The organism is Clostridium cochlearium, assembly GCF_900187165.1.
GTDB lineage: Bacteria > Bacillota > Clostridia > Clostridiales > Clostridiaceae > Clostridium_G > Clostridium_G cochlearium.
The window spans coordinates 1,955,211-1,980,332 of the sequence record NZ_LT906477.1 but is presented as its reverse complement, the minus strand read 5'-3'; the positions used below and the strand labels follow the sequence as shown (position 1 = coordinate 1,980,332).

Here is a 25,122-nt window from a genome sequence, read left to right as displayed (position 1 = left end):
GGGGTAAGTATAAAATGAAAAAAGAATATTTAGTATTAGATAAAGTACAAGGTCCCTTGGTTGTTTTATCAGAGGTAGAAGGAGTTGCCTACGATGAAATAGTTGAAATAAAAGTTTCTAATGGAGAAATAAAAAAGGGAAGAGTAGTTCAGTTACAAGGAGATAAAGCTGTAATTCAGGTTTTTGAATCCACCATAGGAATGTCCCTAAATAATACTGCGGTGTCATTTACAGGAAAGCCTTTAGAAATAAGTCTTTCTAAAGAAGTAATAGGTAGAGAATTTAATGGCACTGGTGAAACTATAGATGGGAGAGGGCCAATATATAGTAATAAGAAGTATAATGTTAATGGTAGACCTATTAATCCCGTTGCTCGTAAATATCCAAGAAATTTTATTCAAACAGGCATTTCATCTATAGATTGTTTAACTACATTAATAAGAGGTCAAAAACTTCCTATATTTTCGGGAAATGGTATGCCACATAATGAGTTAGCAGCTCAAATAGTAAGGCAAGCTAAAATTGGAAATGACGATAAAAAAGATAAATTTGTAGTAGTTTTTGCAGCTATGGGAATAAAACATGATGATAAAGAATTTTTCAGGAAAAGATTTGAAGAGGCAGGTATTATAGATAGACTAGTAATGTTTACTAACTTAGCAGATGATCCAATAGTGGAAAGGATAACTACACCAAGAGTTGCCTTAACAACAGCAGAATATTTAGCATTTGAAGAGGGTATGCATGTATTAGTGATAATGACAGATATAACAAATTATTGTGAAGCGTTGAGAGAATTATCATCATCAAGAGAAGAGGTACCTAGTAGAAAGGGGTATCCCGGATATCTTTATTCTGATTTGGCTTCATTGTATGAAAGGGCAGGTATGATGAAAGAAAAAGAGGGATCTATAACTCAACTTCCAATATTGACAATGCCTAATGATGACATAACACATCCAATACCAGATTTAACTGGATATATAACTGAAGGACAAATTGTTTTAAGTAGAGATATATGGGGAAAAAATATATATCCTCCAGTAAATATATTACCGTCATTATCAAGATTAATGAAAGATGGTATAGGAGAAGGATATACAAGAAAGGATCATGAAGAGGTATCAACTCAATTATTTGCAAGTTATTCTTATGTTCAAGATGTAAAATCACTTTCACAAGTAATTGGGGAAGATGAGTTATCTTCTATAGATAAAATATACATGGAATTTGGAAGGAAATTTGAGAATAGATTTTTAAATCAAGATTTTGATGAAAATAGAAGCATAGAAGAGACGTTAGATTTATCGTGGGAACTATTATCAATTTTACCTAAATCTGAATTAGATAGAATAAGTCCAGATACATTAGAAAAGTACTATAGAGGTGATGAGTAATGGAAAATATTACTCCAACTAAGGCAAATCTTATGAGTGCACAAAATTCATTAGAATTCTCTGAAAAGGGTTTTGAGTTATTAGATAAAAAAAGAAATGTACTAATTAGAGAGCTTATGTCTTATGTGGATTTATCTAAAGAAATTCAAGAAAAAATTAATACTACTTTTAAAGAAGCCTATGATGCACTAAAAAATGCAAATATAACTATGGGTATTAGGGATGTAGAAGATATTGCATCTACTATATCAGAGGCTACAGATTATACGGTAATTTTTAAATCTGTTATGGGAGTAGAGGTTCCTGTAATAAAATTTCAAGAGAAAGATATAGTTCCAAGATATAGTTTTTACAAAACTAATTCAGCCATGGATATTGCTTATACTAAATTTAATAAAATAAGATATTTGATTTACACTTTAGCTCAAGTAGAGAATGCAGTATATAGGCTAGCAATTGAAGTAAAAAAAACTCAAAAGAGGGCAAATGCCTTAGAAAATATTCAAATACCTAAATTTAAAGCTATAATTAAAGAAATTAGCAGTGTTTTAGAGGAAAAAGAAAGGGAAGATTTCTTTAGACTAAAAGTAGTGAAAAAAAAGAAATATTAACCTATAATTAACCTTTGAAATACTTGATTTAGGGTATTTTAAGGTATATAATAACCATATATAAATGTATGGTTATTTTTTATATTTATAAAAAAATTAGTAAAATAAAAACAATAAATAGAAATATTTTTAGAATAAAACAATTAGAGAAGTAGGTATGAATGTGTCCGCATTTATGCCTACTTATCAAATATAAATATAAAATAAGAAAATACTTCATATATTTATAAAGAGGAAATTTCAGTCTAAATTATTAAAGGTAAAAGGTGATAATATATGGGAAAAATATTTCATTTAGGGCTGGATATTGGTTCTACTACAGCAAAAGTTGTTGTATTAGATCAGGAAGAAAATATAATCTACCATATGTATAAAAGACATTTTTCTGATATAAAAAATACTGTTACAAAAATATTGAAAAGTGTAAATTCTAAGTTTTTAATAGAAGATGCTACTGTAATGGTTACAGGTTCTGGAGGACTTGCCGTATCGGAATGGCTTGATATACCATTTATTCAAGAAGTTATTGCATCTACAAAAGCTATAAAGAAATTTTCAAAGAAAACTGATGTGGCTATAGAACTTGGAGGAGAAGATGCTAAAATTACTTTTTTTAGAGATGGTATAGATCAGAGAATGAATGGGACATGTGCAGGTGGAACAGGTGCTTTTATCGATCAAATGGCATCACTTTTAGAAACAGATGCTATGGGATTGAATGAGTTAGCAAAAAAACATAAAATAATATATCCAATTGCAGCTAGATGTGGAGTCTTTGCGAAAACGGATGTGCAGCCATTATTAAATCAAGGAGCTGCTAAAGAAGATATAGCGGCATCTATATTTCAAGCTGTTGTAAATCAAACAATTAGTGGACTTGCTTGTGGAAAGATAATAAGGGGAAATGTAGCTTTTTTAGGTGGCCCTTTACATTTCTTGTCAGAACTTAAAAATAGATTTATAAGTACATTAAATTTAAAAGATGATGAAGTTATTTCACCTGAAAACTCAGAACTATTTGTAGCTTTAGGAGCAGCTATATCATCACTAGATGAAAAAGTAGTAAATTTTAAAGAGATTATTAAAAAAACAGAGGATGTACAAAATTTAAATAATAAAGAAGTTCAAAATCTAAAACCTTTATTTAACAATGAAAAAGAGTTAGAGGAATTTAGAAAAAGACATAACAAAAATAAAGTAAAAAGAAAATGTTTATCAGATTTTAGTGGTAAGTGTTTTTTGGGTATAGATTCAGGTTCTACTACTACTAAAATAGTATTAATAGATGAAGAAGGAAATTTGTTATATCATAAATATGGACATAATAAAGGGAATCCTTTAAAATCTACTATTAAATTTTTAAAAGAATTATATAAAATTATGCCGTTAAATGTGAAAATAGCTAGTTCAGCCGTAACAGGATATGGAGAAGCATTAATAAAATCAGCTCTTGGTGTAGATGTAGGAGAAGTAGAAACAGTATCACACTATAAAGGAGCTCAATTTTTTTTACCAGAAGTAGATTTTATTTTAGACATAGGTGGACAAGATATGAAGTGTTTGGTAATAAAGGACGAAGTTATAGATAGCATAATGCTAAATGAAGCTTGTTCATCAGGATGCGGTTCTTTTATAGAAACTTTTGCTAACTCATTAAATATAGATGTTCAAGAATTTGCAAAAGAAGCTTTACTGGCAAAAAATCCAGTAGATTTAGGATCTAGATGTACTGTATTTATGAATTCTAAAGTTAAACAAGCTCAAAAAGAAGGAGCTACTATTGGAGATATTTCAGCAGGATTATCTTATTCAGTAATAAAAAATGCATTATTTAAGGTAATTAAAATAAGAAATAAAGATGAAATAGGTAAAAATATAATAGTTCAAGGGGGAACTTTTTATAATGATTCTGTATTAAGAGCCTTTGAGGCAGTTTCTGAAAGGAAAGTGGTAAGACCTGATATAGCTGGGCTTATGGGAGCTTTTGGAGCAGCATTAATAGCAAGAGAAAAATATACTAAAGGATATGAATCTACTTTAATTAAAATGAATAAACTAAAGGATTTTACTGCCAATATATCATTGAAAAGATGTAATAAATGTGCCAATAATTGTTTGCTTACTATAAATGAATTTTCGGATGGACAGAAGTTTATATCTGGTAATAGATGTGAAAGAGGGGCAGGAAAAGAAGTAAATAAAAATAAGATTCCAAATTTATATGAATATAAATATAATAGAATATTTAATTATAAACCTTTAAGAAAAGAAGAAGCTTATAGAGGTACTGTTGGTATACCAAGAGTCTTAAATATATATGAAAATTATCCTTTTTGGTATAGATTTTTTACTGAATTAAAATTTAGAGTTGAATTATCACCTAGAACTTCTAAAGAAATATATAAATTAGGTATGGAAACTATTCCGTCAGAATCTGTGTGTTATCCAGCTAAATTAGTACATGGTCATGTTGCTAGTTTAATAAATAAAGGAGTAAACTTTATATTTTATCCATGTATAGCTCATGAAAAGAAACAAATAAAAGAAGCAACTAATCATTTTAATTGTCCTATCGTAACTTCATATCCAGAAGTTATAAAAAATAATATGGACAAATTAAGAGAAAAAAATATTAATTTTATGAATCCGTTTCTGCCTTTAGATAATAAGAACAGATTAATAAAAAGATTATATGAAGAGTTTAGGAATTTTAATATAGGTAGAAATGAAATAATAAATGCAGTAAATAAGGCTTATGAAGAAGATAAAAAAGTAAAAGAAGATATCAGAAATAAAGGCGAAGAAGTTTTAAAATATTTAAAAGAAAACAATAAAAAAGGTATAGTTTTAGCTGGAAGACCCTATCACATAGATCCAGAAATAAACCACGGTATTCCAGAAGTTATAACTTCTTATGGTATGGCAGTTTTAACAGAGGATTCTGTATTCCATTTAGGAAGAGTAGAAAGACCACTAAGAGTTGTTGATCAATGGGTTTACCATTCAAGGTTATATGAAGCAGCTAATTTTGTAGCAAAAGAAAAAAATATAGAGCTGATCCAATTAAATTCTTTTGGATGTGGTTTGGATGCAGTTACTACAGATCAAGTTGAAGAGATTCTTAATTCCTATGGGAAAATGTATACTCTTTTGAAAATAGATGAAGGTAGTAACCTTGGAGCTATTAAAATAAGAATTAGATCTTTAATAGCTGCTTTAAATGAAAGACAAAAAAGAGGTTTTATACCTAAAAAATTAGATAACAATGAACCTAGAAAGTTATTTACAAAAGATATGAAAACAACTCACACAATATTATGTCCACAAATGGCCCCTATACATTTTGAATTAGTAAAAGAAGCATTTAAATCTGAAGGATATAATCTAGAAGTATTGCCATCTGTAGATAAGAAAGCTATAGATGAGGGACTGAAGTACGTAAATAATGATGCTTGTTATCCTTCTATTATAGTTGTAGGCCAGATAATGGAGGCGCTAAAATCAGGAAAATATAATATCGATAAAACTGCAGTTATAATTTCTCAAACTGGAGGAGGATGTAGAGCTACTAATTATATAGGATTTATAAGGAAAGCTTTAAAAGATGGAGGTTTTGGCAATGTGCCTGTTATTTCAGCCAATGTTGCAGGATTGGAAAGTAATCCAGGATTTAAAATAAATTTGTCTCTTATTAATAAAGGATTGATGGCTTTAGTTTATGGGGATCTTTTAATGAGAGTTACTTATAAAGTAAGGCCCTATGAAAAAATTAAGGGATCAACTAATAAGCTTTATAATGAATGTATGCAAAAATGCAAAGAAAATATAATAAATGGAAGTAGAAAAAATTTTAAAGAAAATATTTATAAAATAGTAAAGGCATTTGATGAGTTAGAAATAAATAATATTTTAAAACCCAAGGTAGGCTTAGTTGGAGAGATACTTGTAAAATTTCATCCTACAGCAAATAATAACATAGTAGATATAATAGAGAAAGAAGGAGGAGAAGTTGTAGTACCAGATTTAATAGATTTTTTTATGTATTGTTCATACAATATGAAGTATAAATATGAAAAATTATCAGGTACAAAGTTAAATGAAATTTTAGGAAAAATAGCTATAAATATAATGGAATTTTATCGTAAGGAATTAAAAAAAGCCTTAGATGAAAGTACTAGATTTTCAGCACCTAAAGAAATTGACAAAATAGCTAGGGGAGCTTCTAATATTTTAGAATTGGGTCATCAAACTGGTGAAGGGTGGTTTTTAACTGGAGAAATGGTAGAATTAATAGAATCTGGAGTAAAGAATATAGTATGTATGCAACCATTTGCTTGTCTACCTAATCATGTAACTGGGAAAGGTATGATAAAAGAATTAAAAAGAAATTATCCAGGATCAAATATTGTAGCAATTGATTATGATCCGGGAGCTAGTGAAGTAAATCAATTAAATAGAATAAAGCTAATGCTTTCTGTTGCTTTTCAGAATTTGGAGTTTGAATCGGAATATATATATAAAGAAGAGAGGATAATAAAAGATTACAAGAGGACTATTGGAACAAATATATAAAAAATGCTAGCATTTGCTAGCATTTTTATTTTATAATAAATTTTTAGTTACAAAGTTTAAGAATCCAGTTATTATAATGGAATTGGAAAAGTCTATTAGGAATGCACCAACTATAGGCAATACGAAGAAAGCTCTAGGAGCAGGTCCATATCTTTCAACAACTGCTGTCATATTTGCAATTCCGTTAGGAGTAGCTCCCATACCAAATCCACAGTTACCTGCAGCAAGTACAGCTGCATCAAAGTCTCTACCAAGAAGGTTAAATGTTACGAAGTAAGCAAATATAGCCATAAATATAGTTTGAGCTACAAGTATAATTAACATTGGTCCTGCAACAGCTGCAAGTTCCCATAATTTTAATCCAACTAAAGCCATGGATAAAAATACATTAAGCCCTATATTACCAAGTATATCCATACATTTGCTATTAACGTGCCATTTACCAGTTGATTCACCAATATTAAGTATGATTGCTGCTATAATCATAGAGTTAACATAGGATGGAAGAGTAACACCAATACTTACAAAGAATTTCTCTAAAATAGCACCAATACCTATGGATATAAGTATTAAAGCTAATCCTTTAAATAATTCATCGTAGTTTACATGTTCTTCTTTTTCCTCAATTACGGAATCTACTGATTCATATGCATCTGCATTAGGTTTTAAATTTTTAGATTCGATAAGTCTTTTACCAATAGGACCACCAATTAATGAACCCATAACTAGTCCAAAAGTAGCTGCTGCCATAGCTGTAGCAGTTGCTCCTACTACTCCATAGTCTTTTTCAAACATAGGTCCAAAAGCACCACCGGTACCATGTCCACCTGTCATGGTTACAGAACCACAAAGTAATCCAAGTAATGGACTTTGGTTCAGAATTTTAGCAAGAGCTACACCAATTCCGTTTTGAAAAACACATAGTAAAGATGCAACAAGCCAGAAAATAACAACTTGTAGTCCACCTTTTTTGATAAGTTCAATACTAGCACCCATACCTATAGAAGTGAAGAATACCATCATAAATGGTTTTTGTAGTGTAGTGTCAAGTTCTAGGGATAATGTCCCAGATTGATGTAAGATAAGGTTTACAAAAGCAAAAATAAGTCCGCCAACAACAGGAGCAGGTATACAGAATTTCTCCAAAATTTGAATTTTGGTTTTAACCCAGGCACCGAAGTAGTATACAACTACTGCTAACGCTGCTGTTTGCATCATGTCTAATTTAATTTCCATAATACAAAAAACCGCCTTTCTATGTAATTTTAAATATATTTATGGACTAGTCAATTGGTTTAATTTAGAATTGGACTAATTGACTAATCGACATAAATAAGAATAACATATGAATAATATAAATACAAGAGTATTTTTAAAATTTAAAAATGTCAATATATATCTAAAATATTGTTTTTTTTAAATTAACAACGCGAAAAAATAAGAGAAAGACTAAGTCTTTCTCTTATTTTTCAATTTAATATAAATTCTATTTAAAGAAGTTTACAAAGGCAGTTATTATAATGGAATTGGAGAAGTCTATTAAGAATGCACCAACTATAGGCAATACGAAGAAAGCTCTAGGGGCTGGTCCATATCTTTCAACAACTGCTGTCATATTTGCAATTCCATTAGGAGTAGCTCCCATACCAAATCCACAGTGACCTGCACCAAGTACAGCTGCATCAAAGTCTCTACCAAGAAGGTTAAATGTTACGAAGTAAGCAAATATAGCCATAAATATAGTTTGAGCTATTAGTATAATTAACATTGGTCCTGCAACAGCTGCAAGTTCCCATAATTTTAATCCAACTAAAGCCATGGATAAAAATACATTAAGTCCTATATTACCAAGAATGTCTGTACACTTACTGTTAATGTGCCATTTACCAGTTGATTCACCAATATTAAGTATGATTGCTGCTATAATCATAGAGTTAACATAGGATGGAAGAGTAACTCCAATACTTACAAAGAATTTCTCTAAAATAGCACCAATACCTATGGAAACAAGTATTAAAGTTAAAGTTCTAAATAATTCATCATAGTTTACAGCTTCTTCCTTTTCTCCAATTACAGAATCTGCTGATTCATATACTTCTGTATTAGGCTTTAAGTTTTTAGCTTCAATAAGTCTTTTACCAATAGGACCACCAATTAATGAACCCATAACTAGTCCAAAAGTGGCTGCTGCCATAGCTGTAGCAGTTGCTCCTACTACTCCATAATTTTTTTCAAAATATGGACCAAAGGCACCGCCGGTACCATGTCCACCTGTCATGGTTACAGAACCACAAAGCATTCCAAGGAATGGACTTTGGTTAAGCACTTTAGCAAGAGCTACACCAATAGCATTTTGGAAAACACATAGTAAAGATGCAACAAGCCAGAAAATAACAACTTGTAATCCACCTTTTTTGATAAGTTCAATGCTAGCACCCATACCTATGGAGGTGAAGAATACCATCATAAATGGTTTTTGTAAAGTAGTATCTAACTCTAAAGTCAATGCTCCACTTTGTCTTAAGAAAAGATGTAAAAAAGCAAAAATAAGTCCGCCAACAACAGGAGCAGGTATACAGAATTTCTCCAAAATTTGAATTTTGGTTTTAACCCAGGCACCGAAGTAGTATACAACTACTGCTAACGCTGCTGTCTGCATCATGTCTAATTTAATTTCCATAAATAATACCACCCTTCTATAAATAGTGAATGAAAAGATTTTCATTACAAATTAATTATAAATAAAAGAAGGAAAAAAAGCAATAAGAAAGTTTAAAAAATGAATTATATATAAAAAAACTTTCACTTATCATACAATATTAAATTTAATTCAAAAATAATGTAAAAAAATAATTAATTTTAATTATAATAATATTTGATTATAATCTTTTGTAAAATTTATATATTGTATTATTTAATTATATTAGGGCATACAATATTTAATTCATAATATTGCGAAAATAAATTAAATAAAAATATAAATAAATTATATTAGGTATTAAAAGTTAATTTGTAAATAAATTATGAATGGATTTTTGCAATGATTTTAAAATGATATTGCAAAAACTGTGTAATTTTATAACAAAAAAATACAAAATACAACAAATATATAGTGTGCACTATGCATGTTATTTAATAAATAGAATAGTTGAGTAATATGACAAAAACTGATAAACTTTTATTTAAATGAGGTAGAAGAAGGTGAAAAATTGTATAAAAATAAAAAAAAGATTATTATAATTTTACTTTTAATTGTTTCAGTAGTTGGTGTTTATGTAATATTCCAGAAAAAACAAAACTATAAAAAAGAATATGATTATTCTTTGATAAAGGTAGCGGGTGATTATAATTTTCCACCTTTTGAGTATATAAGTGATAATAAAAACTATACAGGTTTTAATGTAGACATAATAAGGGCAGTGTCTTTAACCTGTGGATTAGAAGTTCAGTTCTATCCAATGGATTGGGATGAAGCCTGTAAAAAACTAAAGAATGGAGAAATAGATTTAATACAGGGTATGAAAAAAACCCAAGAAAGAGAAAAGGAATATGATTTTTCTAAACCTTATTTTCAAAACAATCAATCTATTTTTATATTAAACGAAAACTTAGATATAAATAAATATGAAGATTTAAAAGGGAAAAAAGTAGCATTACAAAAAGGTGATGTAGCTATAAATAATTTAAAAGCTTTAGGTAATGTAGAGGTGGTATTTACAAAGGATCAAGAAGATGCTTTGAAAATATTATTAAACAACTCTGTAGATGCTTATATTGGAAATACTGTAACTGGTATTAATTATGTGGATAAATTAAAAATAAGAGATGATATAAAAATTGTAGATGTACCTATAAATTCCACAGAATATTCTGTGGCAGTAAAAAAAGGTAATACTAAATTATTAAATTTAATAAATAAAGGATTAGAAGAAATAAAAGAAAATGGAACCTATGAAAAAGTATATAGAAAATGGTTTGGTCATGATATAACTTATCCAAGGTGGTATGTGAAGAAGGTTTTCACATTTACTTTAATTGCTACTGTAGTATCAATTATATTATTATTAATATTTTTTACTTGGAATGACATTTTGCATAAAGAGGTAGAAAAGAAAACAAAGGAGTTAGAATTATTTAATAAAAGTTTAATATCTAAGAATAACCAAATTCAGGAGGAAAAAGATTTTAGAGAGCAAATACTAAATAATATATTTAATGGCATTATAACTCTTAGCGAGGATGATAAAATCATATTTATAAATAAGGCTGCTAAAGAAATTTTAAGATTAAATAAAGATTTATGTGGTGAATATTTTCAAAGTACATATTTAAAGGACTTTTTTGATATAGATAATGATTTTACAGAAATTATAGAAAAAAAGTTAGAATTAAAAGAGAATAATACAAATGATTTTTATATAAGATACAGAGTTAATTTTATAAATGAGAGGGAAAATAATAGAAAGAAAAAAATAATAAGTTTTAGGGATATAACGGAAGAAAAAATTATGGAGGAAAATATTAGAACCAAAGATAAGATGCATTCCTTAGGAACTCTAGTATCGGGTATAGCACATGAAATAAGGAATCCACTGACTTCCATAAAAATGTATACTGAACTTATTCCTATAAAATATGATAATGAAAGATTTAGAGAAAGAATATCTAAGGATATACCTCTAGAAATAGATAGATTAAATAATATCATAAAGGATCTTTTAGAATACTCTAAACCAAGAAAACCATTTAAACAAGAAATTAATTTATTAGATGAATTAAATAAAATAACTATGTTTTTGCTAGATAAGCTAAAAAAGAATAAAGTTAATATGTATATAAATGTAGAAAACAATATATATGTATATATGGATAAAAATCATTTTAGACAGGTTATGATAAATTTACTTATAAATGCAATAGAGAGTACAGAAGAAATGGGAAAAATAAATATATATTCTAAACAAAAAGATGAAAAAATATTCTTGTATATTCAAGACAATGGTTGTGGAATAGAAGAAAAAGAATTAAATAAATTATTTAATCCATTTTATACTACTAAATCAGAAGGTACTGGATTAGGTCTATTTGTAAGTTATCAACTTTTAACAGAGAATAATGTTAAAATAAACATAAGAAGTAAAAAAAATTTAGGCAGCACTTTTATATTAGAATTTAAAGGAATTGAGAGTGATGATAATTGTATAAATTGATGATAGTAGATGATGAAGCTACAATAAGAAGATCTTTAGAATTTGCTTTAGAAGATGATTATCATATGTTTTCATGTGATAATAAAAAGGATGTATTATATATTTTAAAAAAGGAAAATATAGATATAATCTTATTAGATTTAAGATTAGGTAAAGAAAATGGGTTAGAAATATTAAAAGAGATTAAAAAAATAAGAAAAGAAACTATAGTAATTATTATGACAGCCTATGGTAGTATAGAGTCTTCTGTACAAGCTATGAAATTAGGTGCTTTTTATTATATAACTAAACCTATTAATATAGAAGAACTTAGTTTGCTTTTGAGTAAAGCAAATGAATATATATATTTAAATTCTCAAATAGAATATTTAAATAGTCAAATAAAAATTCCTGAATCAAAATATGAAATGATTGGAACTTCAAAGGAAATGAGTAAGGTATTTGACTTAATAGATAGAGTAAAAGATATAGATGTAAATGTACTTATAACTGGAGAAAGTGGTACAGGAAAAGACTTAGTTGCAAAAGCTATACATTTTAGCGGTAAAAGGAAAAAGGGACCATTTAATGCTATAAATTGTTCTGCTATACCAAGTAATCTTTTAGAAAGTGAACTATTTGGTCATAGAAAGGGAGCTTTTACAGGAGCAGTAGAAGACAAAAAAGGAATAATTGAATTATCTCAAAATGGAACTTTGTTTTTAGATGAAATAGGAGATATGGACATAAATTTACAGACTAAACTTTTGAGAGTTCTACAAGATAAAGAAATAAGACCTTTAGGATGTAGTACATCCATAAGTGTAGATTTTAGATTTATAGCTGCTACTAATAAAAATTTAATAGAGGAAATAGAAAAAAAGAATTTTAGGCAAGATTTATTTTATAGAATAAATGTTATAAATATAGAACTCCCTCCTTTAAGAGAGAGAAAGGAAGATATTTCTAAATTAGTAGAATACTTTATAAAAAAGTACAAATTAAAATTAGGAAAAAATATAAATGGTATAACAGCTGAGGCTTTAGAAGGTCTTGAAAGATACAAATATTATGGAAATGTTAGAGAGCTACAAAACATTATTGAAAGGGCCATAGTGTTAACAGAAGACAATTATATAAAAAAAGAGGATTTACCTGAAGAAATATTTAAAAATAAAAATATTAGTAGAGAAAAAGAGGAGTTAATTCCTATATATGTAGGAGAAGATTTTAAAATTATAGAAAAAAAGGTTATAGAATATAATTTGAAATATTTTAATGAAAATAGAAGAAAAACGGCAGAGGTGTTAAAGATAGGGGAGAGAACTTTAAGGTATAAAATAAAGGAGTATAATATAAAATAAAGCTTAGATAATCATGCGTCTATAAAAATAAAAATGAAAAAATATAAAAATTTCAGAATATATTTAAAACATAGACGTTTTAAAGACGAAGTAAGTATATAATTTAAAGTAATCAATGACAGCACAGTTGTTGTGATGTAAACAAGACTATTAAAAATATAATTAATTGTATATAAATTAAGGAGGGCTTTAAATGATTACAAATTTCGATATTTCAAAAGGAATGACAATAAAATTAGATGATTATTTGCCACCAATGCCTAAATTTGAGAAGGGTATAAGAAGGGCACCTAATAGAGGATTTCATTTAACTAAATCTCAAACAGAGGTAGCTTTAAAAAATGCATTAAGATATATACCAGAAAAATATCATGAACAATTAATACCAGAGTTTTTAGAAGAGTTAACAACTAGGGGAAGAATATACGGCTATAGATTTAGACCAGAAGGAAAAATATATGGAAAGCCAATAGATGAATATAAAGGAAAATGTATAGAAGGAAAAGCATTCCAAGTTATGATAGATAACAATTTAGACTTTGATGTAGCATTATATCCATATGAATTAGTTACTTATGGTGAAACAGGAAGTGTATGCCAAAACTGGATGCAATACAGATTAATAAAAAAATATTTAGAAGAAATGACTCAAGATCAAACTTTAGTACTTGAATCAGGACATCCATTAGGATTGTTCAAATCTAAACCAGAAGCTCCAAGAGTAATTATAACTAATGCTTTAATGATAGGTATGTTTGATAACTTAAAAGATTGGGAAATTGCAGAAGAAATGGGAGTTGCAAACTATGGTCAAATGACAGCTGGTGGATGGATGTATATAGGACCTCAAGGAATTGTACATGGAACATATAATACAATATTAAATGCTGGAAGATCAAAACTAGGAATACCTAATGATGGAGATTTAAGAGGAAGATTATTTGTAACATCTGGATTAGGTGGAATGAGTGGAGCACAAGGTAAAGCTACTGAAATAGCAAATGGAGTAGCTATTGTTGCGGAAGTGGATAAATCAAGAATTGATACAAGATTAGAACAAGGATGGATAAAAAAATGGTCTTCTGATTTAAAAGAAGTATTTGAATTAGCACAAGAATCTTTAGAAAAGAAAGAAGCTATGTCTATTGCTTATCATGGAAATATAGTAGATTTACTTCAATATGTGGTAGATAACAATATTCATATAGATCTTTTATCAGACCAAACTTCATGCCATAACGTATATGAAGGTGGATATTGTCCAGAAGGAATTACTTTTGAAGAAAGAACAAGACTTCTAGCAGAAGATCCTGATAAATTTAGAGAATTAGTGGATAAAACTTTAAGACATCATTTTGAAGTTATTAAAACATTAACTGAAAGAGGAGTTTATTTCTTTGACTATGGAAACTCATTTATGAAGGCTATATATGATGCTGGAGTAAAAGAAATATCCAAAAATGGAATAGATGAAAAAGATGGATTTATTTGGCCATCCTATGTTGAAGATATAATGGGACCACTATTATTTGACTATGGATATGGACCATTTAGATGGGTTTGTTTAAGTGGAAAGAGAGAAGACTTAATAAAAACAGACCATGCAGCTATGTCTTGTATAGATCCAAACAGAAGATATCAAGATAGAGATAACTATAACTGGATAAGAGATGCAGAAAAAAATGGATTAGTCGTTGGTACAGAAGCTAGAATACTATATCAAGATGCTATGGGAAGAATTAATATAGCACTTAAATTTAATGACATGGTTAGAAAGGGAGAAGTAGGACCTATAATGTTAGGAAGAGACCACCACGACGTTTCAGGAACAGATTCACCTTTTAGAGAAACATCTAATATAAAAGATGGAAGTAATGTTATGGCAGATATGGCAGTTCAATGTTATGCAGGAAATGCAGCTAGAGGAATGAGTTTAATAGCTCTTCACAATGGTGGAGGAGTTGGAATAGGTAAATCTGTAAATGGTGGATTTGGTTTAGTATTAGATGGAAGTAAGAGAGTAGACGAAATAATTAAATCAGCTATGGCTTGGGATGTTATGGGTGGAGTTGCTAGACGTTCTTGGGCTAGAAATGAACATTCTATAGAAACAGTACTAGAATACAATAAAAATAATGTAGGAACTGATCACATAACTATACCATATTTAGCAGATGAAGATCTTGTAAAAAAAGCTGTAGAAAAAGTATTTAAATAGAATTGTTTAGATAATTGATATATAATTAAATAAAACTTTGCAGTGAGGGAATTCTTGCTGCAAAGTTTAAAATTATCTATTAAAATAAATTAAAGAAGGTGATGTTGTGAAAAAAGGAAACGTTATAATAAAAAATGCTTCACAAGTTGTGACATGTAGTGGCTTTGAGGGTAAATTTGGTAAAGATATGAGTAATATTAATGTAATAGAAAATACCAGTATAGTAGTTAAAGATGGTATTATAAAAGAAATAGATAACTGGGATAATATTGCTAAAAATTATAATGAAAATGATTTTAAAGTAATAGATGCCTCAAATAAAGCAGTACTTCCTGGATTTGTAGATTCTCATACACATTTTGTATTTGGAGGATATAGAGCAGAAGAATTTTCATGGAGGCTAAATGGCGAAAGCTATATGGATATTATGAATAAAGGTGGAGGTATAGTAAACTCAGTAAAGGGAACTAGAGAAGCTACAGAAGATGAATTGTATGAAAGTGCTAAAAAAAGATTAGATTCTATGATTCACTTTGGAGTTACTACAGTGGAAGGCAAAAGTGGATATGGATTAGATTGTGAAACTGAATTAAAACAATTAAGAGTAATGGATAGATTGCAAAAAGATCATCCCATAGATATTTGTAAAACCTTTATGGGGGCTCATGCTACTCCTGAAGAATATAAAGATAGAAATGAAGAATATATTAATTTTTTACTAGAAGAAGTATTGCCAAAAGTAGCGGAAGAAAAATTAGCGGAATTTTGTGATGTTTTTTGTGAAGAAGGAGTATTTTCTGTAGAGGAGTCAAGAAAGATATTATTAAAAGCTAAAGAATTAGGAATGAAAATAAAGATTCATGCAGATGAAATAGTACAATTAGGTGGAGCAGAATTGGCTGCAGAATTAGAAGCTACATCAGCAGATCATTTACTACATGCATCAGATGAGGGAATAAAAGCCATGGCAGGCAAAAAAGTTATAGCAACTTTATTACCTACCACTGCTTTTTGCCTAAAAGAACCTTTTGCAAGGGCAAGAATTATGATAGATAATGGAGCAGCTGTTGCGTTAGGTACAGATTTTAATCCAGGAAGCGGGTTCACAAATTCTATACCTCTTATGTTTGCTTTAGCTACAATTTACATGAATATGAGCATAGAAGAAGCTATTAATGCTATGACTATAAATGGAGCTGCAGCTATAGGAAGAGCAGAAACCATTGGTAGTATAGACAAGGGTAAAAAAGGTGATTTGGTAATATTGGAATATCCATCTTATAAATTTTTACCATACAATACTGGGGTTAATATAGTAGAAACTGTTGTAAAAGATGGAAATGTAGTATATAAAAAGTCATATTAACTTTAAGAAAAAAGAGGTTGTTCCTAGGACTAGGGATAACCTCTTTTATATATACATAATTAACAAAGTGTCACATTTATTAAAATATTTTAATTTAAGTGAATATGTATTATAATTTAATATAGAGGTATTTATAACAGAATAGGAGGGGGAGAATGTCAGAAGTTTATATTAAATTATTTGGAACTCCTGTAGTTACAGAAGATGAAAAGGAAGTAACCTTTCCCTATGCTAAAGTAAGGGCGCTTTTTTATTATATTGCTGTTAATAAAAAAGCTACAAGGGATGAGCTGGCAACATTATTATGGACAGAGGAAAATGATAGTGTTGCAAAAAAGAATTTAAGAAATGCTATATATCAAATAAAAAAATCATTTAAAAAAGAAGTTATTCTTTCACCAGATAATTCTATTGTTATGTTAAATAATAAACTGGATATTTATACAGATGTAGATTTATTTTTACAAGATAAAGATAATGAAAAGTGTATAGATATTTACAAAGGAGATTTTTTAAAAGGATTCTATGTAAAAAATGCTGAAGGATTCGAGGAATGGGTTTTTAAAACTAGAGAGAATTATAAAACTACATATAAAGAAAAAATACAGAATGAAATAAATAATTTGGATGGCAAAGATAATAAAACGGAGAAATATGCAAAATTATTGATTCTTACAGATGAATTTAATGAAGAACCCTATAGAATACTTATGAAATATTATAAAGAAATGGGAAGTTTAAATAAAGTTATAGAAACATATAATGAACTTTGTCAACTTTTAAAAAAAGAATTAGGAATACTTCCAAGTGAAAAGTCTAAAGAAATATTTGACCAGGCTATGAGATCTATTAGCAGTAGTGAAAACGATTCAGAAAGTTTAAATGGATTTTTTTATGGTAGATGCGAGGAATTAGGTATTCTTCAAAATAACCATAATAAATTTATAAATGAAAGCAATGGGAAATCAATACTTATAATGGGAGAAGCGGGAATAGGTAAAAGTAGATTAAAAGAGGAATTTTTGGACAACATAAATGAGGATGAAGTTTATATTTTTGATACTAATTGTTACCAAGTAGAAAAACAATATATACTAAAACCTTGGAGTGCAATTATATCAAAGATATATGATACTATACTAGATAATAAAGTTAGTATCCCACCTATTTGGCAAAACATATTAGAAAACTTATTTCCGGAGTTAATAAGAGGAGAAAATATTTTAAATGTAAAATTGTTAGAAAATATAGACTCATTTAAATATGATATTTTAGAGGAAATATTATTAGATATTTTGAAAAAAATATGTGTTAACAAAAAGGTTATATTTGTATTTGAAGATATACAATGGATGGATGAGATGAGTTTATCATTATTAAGTAGTTTAATTCTTCACGAAGAAAAAAATGATATAATGTTCTTAGCTACTTATAGAAATGAACATAATAGAGATGTTGAAAAGGTTTTATCTATTTTAGGAAAGTATAATAAACTAAAATATATTAATTTGGAAAGGTTTAATGATAAAGAGGTAAAAAACTTTATTGAAAAGGCATTACCTAAAAAAGATTTTTCTAATGAAGTTATTGAAAAAATTTATGAGGAAACAGAAGGCAATACATTTTTCTTAGTAGAATACTTGAATTCAATAAAAGATAATAAAAACATTAATATAATGTCTGCTAAAATGAAAGATGTATTAAGAAGTAGATTTATATATATTTCAGAAGATGCCATAGAGTTATTAAATGTCATATCTCTATTCTTTGATGAAGCACCTATGTATATATTAAAAGAATTATTAGAAAAAGATGAATTAGAAATTATAGATACAATAGAAACACTTCAAAATAAATTTATAATATCCGAGGTAAAGGGAACAGATAAAATTGGATTTAAATTTACACATCAAAAATTAAGAGAATATATATATATGAAACAGTCTGAAATAAGGAGAAAAATTTTACATAATAAAGTTGGAGATATAATAGAAAAAGAAATAAGAAATGAAAAAGCAGATATAGATTTATATCATAAACTTATATATCACTATTCTAATGGAGAAAATAAAATAAAAGTATTATTTTATAAAATAAAAAGTTTAAACTATTATTTAAGTTTTAGTCATGAATTATTTCCTATATTGACTAATACAGATAAAGAGGCTTATAAATATGCTTATTTTAGTACGCAACAAACTACTAAAAGTTTAAAAGAAATAGAAAAACTATTAAAGGATATAAAAAAGGAATCTAAGGAAGAACAAGAAGTAGAAAAATTAGAAATGTCATATTTGCATATTAAAGGTAGATATTTAATTAGAGGTGGAGAATATGATATTGGGACAAATTGTATAACAGAAATGATAAAAAAGGCTCTAGCAGTAAAGGACAAAGACTATGCATTAGAAGGATATAAGCAAATGATTTATTTTTGTATACAAACTAATAATACAGATTTAATGTTAAAATATATTGATCTTGCTTTGGAGTTAGCTGTAGAGTGTAATTATCATAAAGAAATAGGCATTCTTTTAAGATTAAAGGGATTATATAAAACTATGTGTGGAGAATATGAAGAAGCAGAAAAATTTTTAAATGAATCTATAGCTATTTTTAATGTTACTGAACAAGTGGCAAATAAATATTCTCTTAATATTGCTGCAGCCTATAATTATATTGGAGAGATTAGAAGGTTTAATAAGAAATTTTCTGAAGCTATGGAATATTATGATAAGGCAATAAAAATTTGTGAAGACAAGAATGCTTTAAGTAGCTTAGTTGTATTTAATATAAATGCAGGTCAGGCAGCTTTTGATATGTTAGAGTATACTAAAGCTAAAGAATATTTTAAAAAAGCCTATGATTTATATGAAAAGTTTGATTCCGTTTGGAAAAAGTCTATATTGGAGTCTTTTATGACATTAATATATATAAAAGAAGAAAATTATAATAAAGCTTTGGAATCTTTGAAAAATGCAGAGATTAATTCTAAAAAAATGAAAAATCCTCATGAGATTGGAATAACTTATAAAGTTAAAGCTACAGTAAAAAGGTATATGCAAAAAAATCCTGAAATAAAAAAGGTTTTTAATAGTTACCTTCAGGAAGATTTTGATTATTACTATAATGAAGCTATTATGTTTTTAAAGGAATCAAAAATTGATTATGAAATAGAAAGTATAAAAAATCTATAAAAGTATAAAAAACAAAGAATTTAATTATAACCAGTTAAATTCTTTGTTTTTTATTAGGGAAAGATTTATAGACACTTTATAGACGATAATATAAACTACAGATTAAATTAAAAATTAAGCTTAAAATGCTGTTTAAAACTTAATAAATAGTGTTTTGAGATGTATTAGGAAGTATTATTTATGTAAAAATGTGAAATTATTAAAGATAATAATTAGTAAGATAATTTAAAAAATATTTTGAAAATATTAAATTAAATAATTTTTACAAAATTCGAAATAGACTATTAGTTGACGAAGTAGTGATAAGATTATTATAGATATTAAAATATTTGTATTGGAGGCAGTAATATGAAAAATATAAAAGAGGTTGTGCTAACAGGAAACGATTTAACTCTTGAGGAACTTGTATTAGTGGCAAGAGAAGGTTATAAAGTATCTTTAAGTGAAGAAGCTAAAAAAAATGTATTAGAATCAAGAAAAATTATTGATGATATAGTAGAAAATGAAAAGGTTGTATATGGTGTAACTACAGGATTTGGTGAATTTTGTAATGTAAGTATATCAAAAGAAGATTGTAAAACATTACAAGAAAATCTTATTCGTTCACATGCTTGTGGATATGGACCAAAATTTTCTACAGATATAGTAAGAGCTATAATGCTAACAAGAGCAAATGCATTATCTAAAGGATATTCAGGAATAAGAATAGAAACATTAAATACATTAATATCAATGTTAAATGCAGGAGTACATCCACAAATACCTGAAAAGGGTTCACTAGGAGCATCAGGAGACTTAGCACCACTTGCTCACATGGTTTTACCAATGCTTGGACTTGGTGAAGCAGAATATAAAGGTGAAATAATGAGTGGTAAGGAAGCTATGGATAAAGCAGGAGTTCCTGTAATTCAGTTAGATGCAAAAGAAGGATTGGCATTAATAAATGGAACACAAGTATTAACATCAACAGGTGCATTAGCTGTATATGATGCCATAGAATTATTAAAGGTTGGAGATATTGCAGCAGCGCTAACTATGGAAGCATTAAGAGGAATAACAGATGCTTTTGACGCTAGAACTCATGTAATAAGAGCCCATGAAGGACAAATGGCTACAGCAAGAAACATATTAAAATTAGTTGAAGGAAGTACTTATGTAACTAGACAAGCAGAATTAAGAGTACAAGATGCTTATTCATTAAGATGTGTACCTCAAATTCATGGTGCTAGTAAAGACACTATTGACTATGTAAAGAGAAAAGTTGAAATAGAAATAAACTCAGTTACAGATAACCCAATAATAACAAGAGAAGGGGATGTAATATCCGGAGGTAATTTCCACGGAGAGCCAATGGCACAACCATTTGATTTCTTGGGAATAGGAGCAGCAGAAATTGCTAATATATCAGAAAGAAGATTGGAAAGATTAATAAATCATCAATTAAATGATTTACCAGCTTTCTTAGCAAAACATGGTGGATTAAACTCGGGATTTATGATTACCCAATATGCAGCGGCAGCTTTAGTATCAGAAAATAAAATTTTAGCTCACCCAGCATCAGTAGATTCCATTCCATCCTCAGCAAACCAAGAAGACTTAGTAAGTATGGGAACAATAGCAGCAAGAAAAGCAAGAGACATAGTTGACAATGCAAAAAGAGTATTAGCTACAGAAATGATGGCAGCATGCCAAGCAATAGATTTTAGAGCAGATAAAGGATTTGAACTTGGAAAAGGAACTAAAGAAGCTTATAAAGTAATAAGAGAAGCTTTAGATTTTATAGAATATGATACTGATATACAAATGTACAAAGAATTAGATAAAGCTACAGAATTGATAACTAGCGGAAAGTTATTAAAAGCTGTTGAACAAGTAGTAGAATTAGAACATTAATCTCATTATAAAATATAGAAATTCCCTTTGAATATTAGTTACACGCTGCTTTTTAATTTTAAAGTGATGTGTAACTAATATTTATAAAGAAATAAAGGAGGTAGAAAATGTATAGTACTGTTGAAGACTTAGGTAAACATCCAGTGTTAAGTTATTTTAAAGATATATCAAACATTCCTAGGGGATCAGGAAATGAAAAAGAAATTAGTGATTATTTTGTAAAATTTGCTCAAGAAAGAAATCTTGAAGTAATACAGGATGAAATGCTTAATGTAATCATAAAAAAACCAGCTACAAAAGGTTTTGAAAATGCTCCTACGGTAATTTTGCAAGGACATCTAGATATGGTATGTGAAAAAAATAAAGGGGTTGATCATAATTTTGAAAAAGACCCATTAAAACTTAGAATTATAGATGATATGATTTATGCTACAGATACCACTTTAGGTGCAGATAATGGAATTGCTTTAGCATATGCATTAGCTTTAATAGACTCACATGAAATATCTCATCCCAATTTAGAAATTTTATTAACTACAGAAGAGGAAAGTACAATGAAAGGTGCGATTTCTGTAGATGGGAGTTTGTTTGAAGGTAAAATATTAATTAATCTTGATTCAGAAGAAGAAGGAAAGTTGTTAGTTAGTAGTGCCGGAGGAATAGATATTGAACAAGTGCTTCCAATAGAATGGGAGGAAGTATTTGGAGAGTATACATGTTTAAATATATACGTTAAAGGGCTAAAAGGCGGACACTCAGGTATGGCAATAGATAAAGGTAGAGGAAATTCTAATAAAATTATGGGAAGACTTTTAGAATTACTGAAAGGTAAATTTAGTTATCATATAGCTGAGATAAATGGGGGATCAAAGGTAAATGCAATTCCGAGGGAAGCAGAAGTAAAACTTCTAATAAATTCTGATCTTAAAAATGATTTTATAGCTGAAATAAATACATGTGAAAAAGTGTTTAAAAATGAATTTAGAACAGCAGATCCAGATTTATGTATATACATAAAAAAATTAGACTACATCCCAAGTAAAGTATTTTCTAAAGAAACCACGAATAAATTAATAGATACTCTTATATTAATTCCTAATGGTGTAAATACTATGAGTCAGGATATAGAAGGATTGGTTGAAAGTTCTAATAATTTAGGTTTGGTTTATAATGATGATAAAGATATATTTTTTGAAAGTGAAATAAGAAGTTCTGTAAAGAGTTTAAAATCAGATATATTGATTCAAACAAAAACCATTGCGAAATTGTTGGAATGCAAGTTTAATACTTACATGGAATACCCTGAATGGATATATAATCTTGATTCTAGAATTAGAGAATTATGTATAAGAGTATATAAAGAAAAGTATGGTAAAGAACCAGAGATAATAGCTTGTCATGCTGGTATAGAAAGCAGTATTTTAATTGATAAGATAGAAGGTCTTGACGCTATTTCTATAGGACCTAATATCTATGAAGTTCATAATCCAAGTGAACACATTAGCATTTCTTCTATATTAAGAACGTGGGAATTTTTGCTAGAAATATTAGGAAATATTAAAAAATATTAATTAATATGGTAGGAGCTAGATCTTACCATACATTTAAAATTCAGTATATTTGCAAATAATAAAATAAAATTTAAATTTGGAAAATTCAAATGATATACTTATAAAGTATATTTATAAACAATTAAAAATTTAAATAAATATATATGATTTATAAGGGGGCGAATTAATATTGAAAAGTGTATTAGAGACAGATGAAAAAATAAAAGTTCCGAAAAAAAGTAGATTTGATAAGTTCTTGGATAGGGTTGAGGTCATTGGAAATAAGATGCCAGATCCAGTAACTTTATTTTTAGGATTATCTCTTTTAGTTATGATAATATCATGGCTAGCAGCAGATATAACTGTTATAAATCCATCAACAAAAGAAACAGCTAAAGTAGTTAATCTTATGACAAAAGATGGCATTAGAAAACTACTTATGGAATCAGTAAATGAGTTTCAAAAGTTTCCACCATTAGGTATGGTACTTGTGGTTATGTTAGGAGCAGGAGTAGCAGAGAAATCTGGTTTAATGTCAGCTGCTATGGAAAATACCATAAGAAAAGTACCTAAGCAATTGGTAACAGCAACAGTTATTTTAATATCGGTATTATCAGATGGAGCTGGAGATGCAGGTTTTGTATTATTACCACCTCTAGCAGCAACTATGTTTTGGACCATAGGTAGAAATCCATTAGTAGGTATGTTTGTAGCTTATGCAGGAGTAACTGGTGGTTTTGGAGCTAATTTAATAGTAAATATGACGGATGTGTTAGTAGCAGGTTTTACTATTCCAGCGGCAAAGTTAATAGACCCGAACTTTAATTCTACACCAGCTATGAACATAATTTTTATGATATGTTCAACAGTTATATTGGTAGTAGCAGGTGTATATGTAACTGAAAAAATTATATCACCTAGATTTGAGGGTAAAGAAATAGATGAAGAGCATGGTAATCAACATATACAAATAGGGGAAAAAGAAAAGAAAGCTTTAAAATGGGCTGGAATTTCAATTATAATAATAGTTTTAATAGTAATAGCATTATGCTTAGGGAAAAATGCATTACTTGCAGATCCAGAAACAGGTTCGCTTTTAGCATGGGAATCTCCACTTATGCAAGGGCTTATTCCTATAATGACAATTGCATTTTTAATTCCAGGAATAATATATGGGAAAATGACAGGAAGTATAAAAAATGATAAAGATGTTGTTAACATGATGGCAGAATCTATGAAGGATATGGGAGGATTTATAGTATTATCTTGTGTAGCAGCCATATTTATAGCATTGTTTTCTTGGAGTAATTTAGGAATAGTTCTAGCAGTGAAAGGTACAGAATTTCTTCAAAATTCAGGTATTAACGGAGTTGGAATTATAGTAGGTTTTATAATATTAGAATCTTTTATAAACATATTTATAGGAAGTGCTTCAGCAAAATGGGCTATAATGGCTCCAATATTTGTACCTATGCTAATGTTAATGGGATATAATCCTGCTGTAACTCAAATGGCGTTTCGTATTGGAGACTCTATAACTAATCCTATATCTCCTTTATTTGAGTTTTTTCCATTAATGATAGTATTAATGCGTAAATATGATAAGAAAGCTGGTATGGGAACTTTAATCTCTAATATGTTACCTTATTCAATAGTTTTTGGGGTGTTATGGACAATATTGCTTATAATATTTATTGTATTTAATATTCCACTAGGACCAGGTGGAGCTATAAAATATATAATACCATAGCAACTTATTGCATGG

13 protein-coding genes are annotated in these 25,122 nt (G+C 28.4%); 11 read left to right on the top strand and 2 right to left on the bottom strand.

Translation table 11 applies throughout. The annotated features are described in order from the left end of the window. Positions 1–14: 14 nt before the first annotated feature. The 3 genes from CKV72_RS09660 (at position 15) to CKV72_RS09650 (ending at position 6,580) form a co-directional block, all read left to right on the top strand. Positions 15–1,397: a V-type ATP synthase subunit B gene (locus CKV72_RS09660; protein ID WP_095178157.1), complete on the top strand. Its 1,383-nt coding sequence runs from the start codon at positions 15–17 to the stop codon at positions 1,395–1,397. Continuing rightward, complete coding sequence (locus CKV72_RS09655; protein WP_089863618.1) at positions 1,397–2,008, top strand: V-type ATP synthase subunit D; 612 nt, start codon at positions 1,397–1,399, stop codon at positions 2,006–2,008. The genes CKV72_RS09660 and CKV72_RS09655 overlap by 1 nt, the downstream gene beginning before the upstream one ends. A 276-nt stretch (positions 2,009–2,284) precedes the next feature. Further along, complete coding sequence (locus CKV72_RS09650) at positions 2,285–6,580, top strand: 2-hydroxyacyl-CoA dehydratase (protein ID WP_095178156.1); 4,296 nt, start codon at positions 2,285–2,287, stop codon at positions 6,578–6,580. 30 nt (positions 6,581–6,610) lie between these two features. Here CKV72_RS09650 and gltS (CKV72_RS09645) read toward each other — a convergent pair whose 3' ends face one another. Together gltS (CKV72_RS09645) and gltS (CKV72_RS09640) are read right to left on the bottom strand one after the other, a co-directional pair. Beyond that, positions 6,611–7,816 carry a sodium/glutamate symporter gene (gltS, locus tag CKV72_RS09645; protein ID WP_095178155.1) on the bottom strand — a complete coding sequence of 402 codons (1,206 nt, stop codon included), beginning with the start codon at positions 7,814–7,816 and terminating at the stop codon, positions 6,611–6,613. Positions 7,817–8,066: 250 nt separating this feature from the next. Then, positions 8,067–9,260, bottom strand: a complete 1,194-nt coding sequence (gltS, locus tag CKV72_RS09640) for a sodium/glutamate symporter (RefSeq protein ID WP_095178154.1) — start codon at positions 9,258–9,260, stop codon at positions 8,067–8,069. 529 nt (positions 9,261–9,789) lie between these two features. Between gltS (CKV72_RS09640) and CKV72_RS09635 the strand changes: the two genes are divergently transcribed. From CKV72_RS09635 to CKV72_RS09600, 8 genes are all read left to right on the top strand, one after another. Beyond that, positions 9,790–11,790, top strand: coding sequence for a transporter substrate-binding domain-containing protein (locus CKV72_RS09635; RefSeq protein WP_095178153.1), 2,001 nt, complete (start codon positions 9,790–9,792; stop codon positions 11,788–11,790). After that, complete coding sequence (locus CKV72_RS09630) at positions 11,778–13,133, top strand: sigma-54-dependent transcriptional regulator (RefSeq protein WP_095178152.1); 1,356 nt, start codon at positions 11,778–11,780, stop codon at positions 13,131–13,133. The genes CKV72_RS09635 and CKV72_RS09630 overlap by 13 nt, the downstream gene beginning before the upstream one ends. A gap of 193 nt (positions 13,134–13,326) precedes the next feature. After that, a complete protein-coding gene (locus CKV72_RS09625) occupies positions 13,327–15,351 on the top strand; it encodes a urocanate hydratase (protein WP_089863629.1) in 2,025 nt (674 codons plus the stop codon). 106 nt (positions 15,352–15,457) lie between these two features. Continuing rightward, positions 15,458–16,717: an imidazolonepropionase gene (gene hutI / locus CKV72_RS09620; protein ID WP_089863631.1), complete on the top strand. Its 1,260-nt coding sequence runs from the start codon at positions 15,458–15,460 to the stop codon at positions 16,715–16,717. 155 nt (positions 16,718–16,872) lie between these two features. Then, positions 16,873–19,914: an ATP-binding protein gene (locus CKV72_RS09615; protein ID WP_095178151.1), complete on the top strand. Its 3,042-nt coding sequence runs from the start codon at positions 16,873–16,875 to the stop codon at positions 19,912–19,914. Between the two features lie 348 nt (positions 19,915–20,262). Beyond that, positions 20,263–21,807: a histidine ammonia-lyase gene (gene hutH, locus CKV72_RS09610; RefSeq protein ID WP_089863635.1), complete on the top strand. Its 1,545-nt coding sequence runs from the start codon at positions 20,263–20,265 to the stop codon at positions 21,805–21,807. A gap of 107 nt (positions 21,808–21,914) precedes the next feature. Continuing rightward, complete coding sequence (locus tag CKV72_RS09605; RefSeq protein WP_095178150.1) at positions 21,915–23,378, top strand: aminoacyl-histidine dipeptidase; 1,464 nt, start codon at positions 21,915–21,917, stop codon at positions 23,376–23,378. 169 nt (positions 23,379–23,547) lie between these two features. Then, positions 23,548–25,107, top strand: a complete 1,560-nt coding sequence (locus CKV72_RS09600) for an AbgT family transporter (RefSeq protein WP_095178149.1) — start codon at positions 23,548–23,550, stop codon at positions 25,105–25,107. Positions 25,108–25,122 lie beyond the last annotated feature (15 nt).

Excerpts from the sequence above, each read along its gene's own strand:
- CKV72_RS09605 (WP_095178150.1), top strand. The coding sequence starts at position 21,915 with ATGTATAGTACTGTTGAAGACTTAGGTAAACATCCAGTGTTAAGTTAT.
- hutH (WP_089863635.1), top strand. The coding sequence starts at position 20,263 with ATGAAAAATATAAAAGAGGTTGTGCTAACAGGAAACGATTTAACTCTT.
- gltS (WP_095178155.1), bottom strand. The coding sequence starts at position 7,816 with ATGGAAATTAAATTAGACATGATGCAAACAGCAGCGTTAGCAGTAGTT.
- CKV72_RS09625 (WP_089863629.1), top strand. The coding sequence starts at position 13,327 with ATGATTACAAATTTCGATATTTCAAAAGGAATGACAATAAAATTAGAT.
- gltS (WP_095178154.1), bottom strand. The coding sequence starts at position 9,260 with ATGGAAATTAAATTAGACATGATGCAGACAGCAGCGTTAGCAGTAGTT.
- CKV72_RS09655 (WP_089863618.1), top strand. The coding sequence starts at position 1,397 with ATGGAAAATATTACTCCAACTAAGGCAAATCTTATGAGTGCACAAAAT.
- CKV72_RS09650 (WP_095178156.1), top strand. The coding sequence starts at position 2,285 with ATGGGAAAAATATTTCATTTAGGGCTGGATATTGGTTCTACTACAGCA.
- CKV72_RS09615 (WP_095178151.1), top strand. The coding sequence starts at position 16,873 with ATGTCAGAAGTTTATATTAAATTATTTGGAACTCCTGTAGTTACAGAA.
- CKV72_RS09660 (WP_095178157.1), top strand. The coding sequence starts at position 15 with ATGAAAAAAGAATATTTAGTATTAGATAAAGTACAAGGTCCCTTGGTT.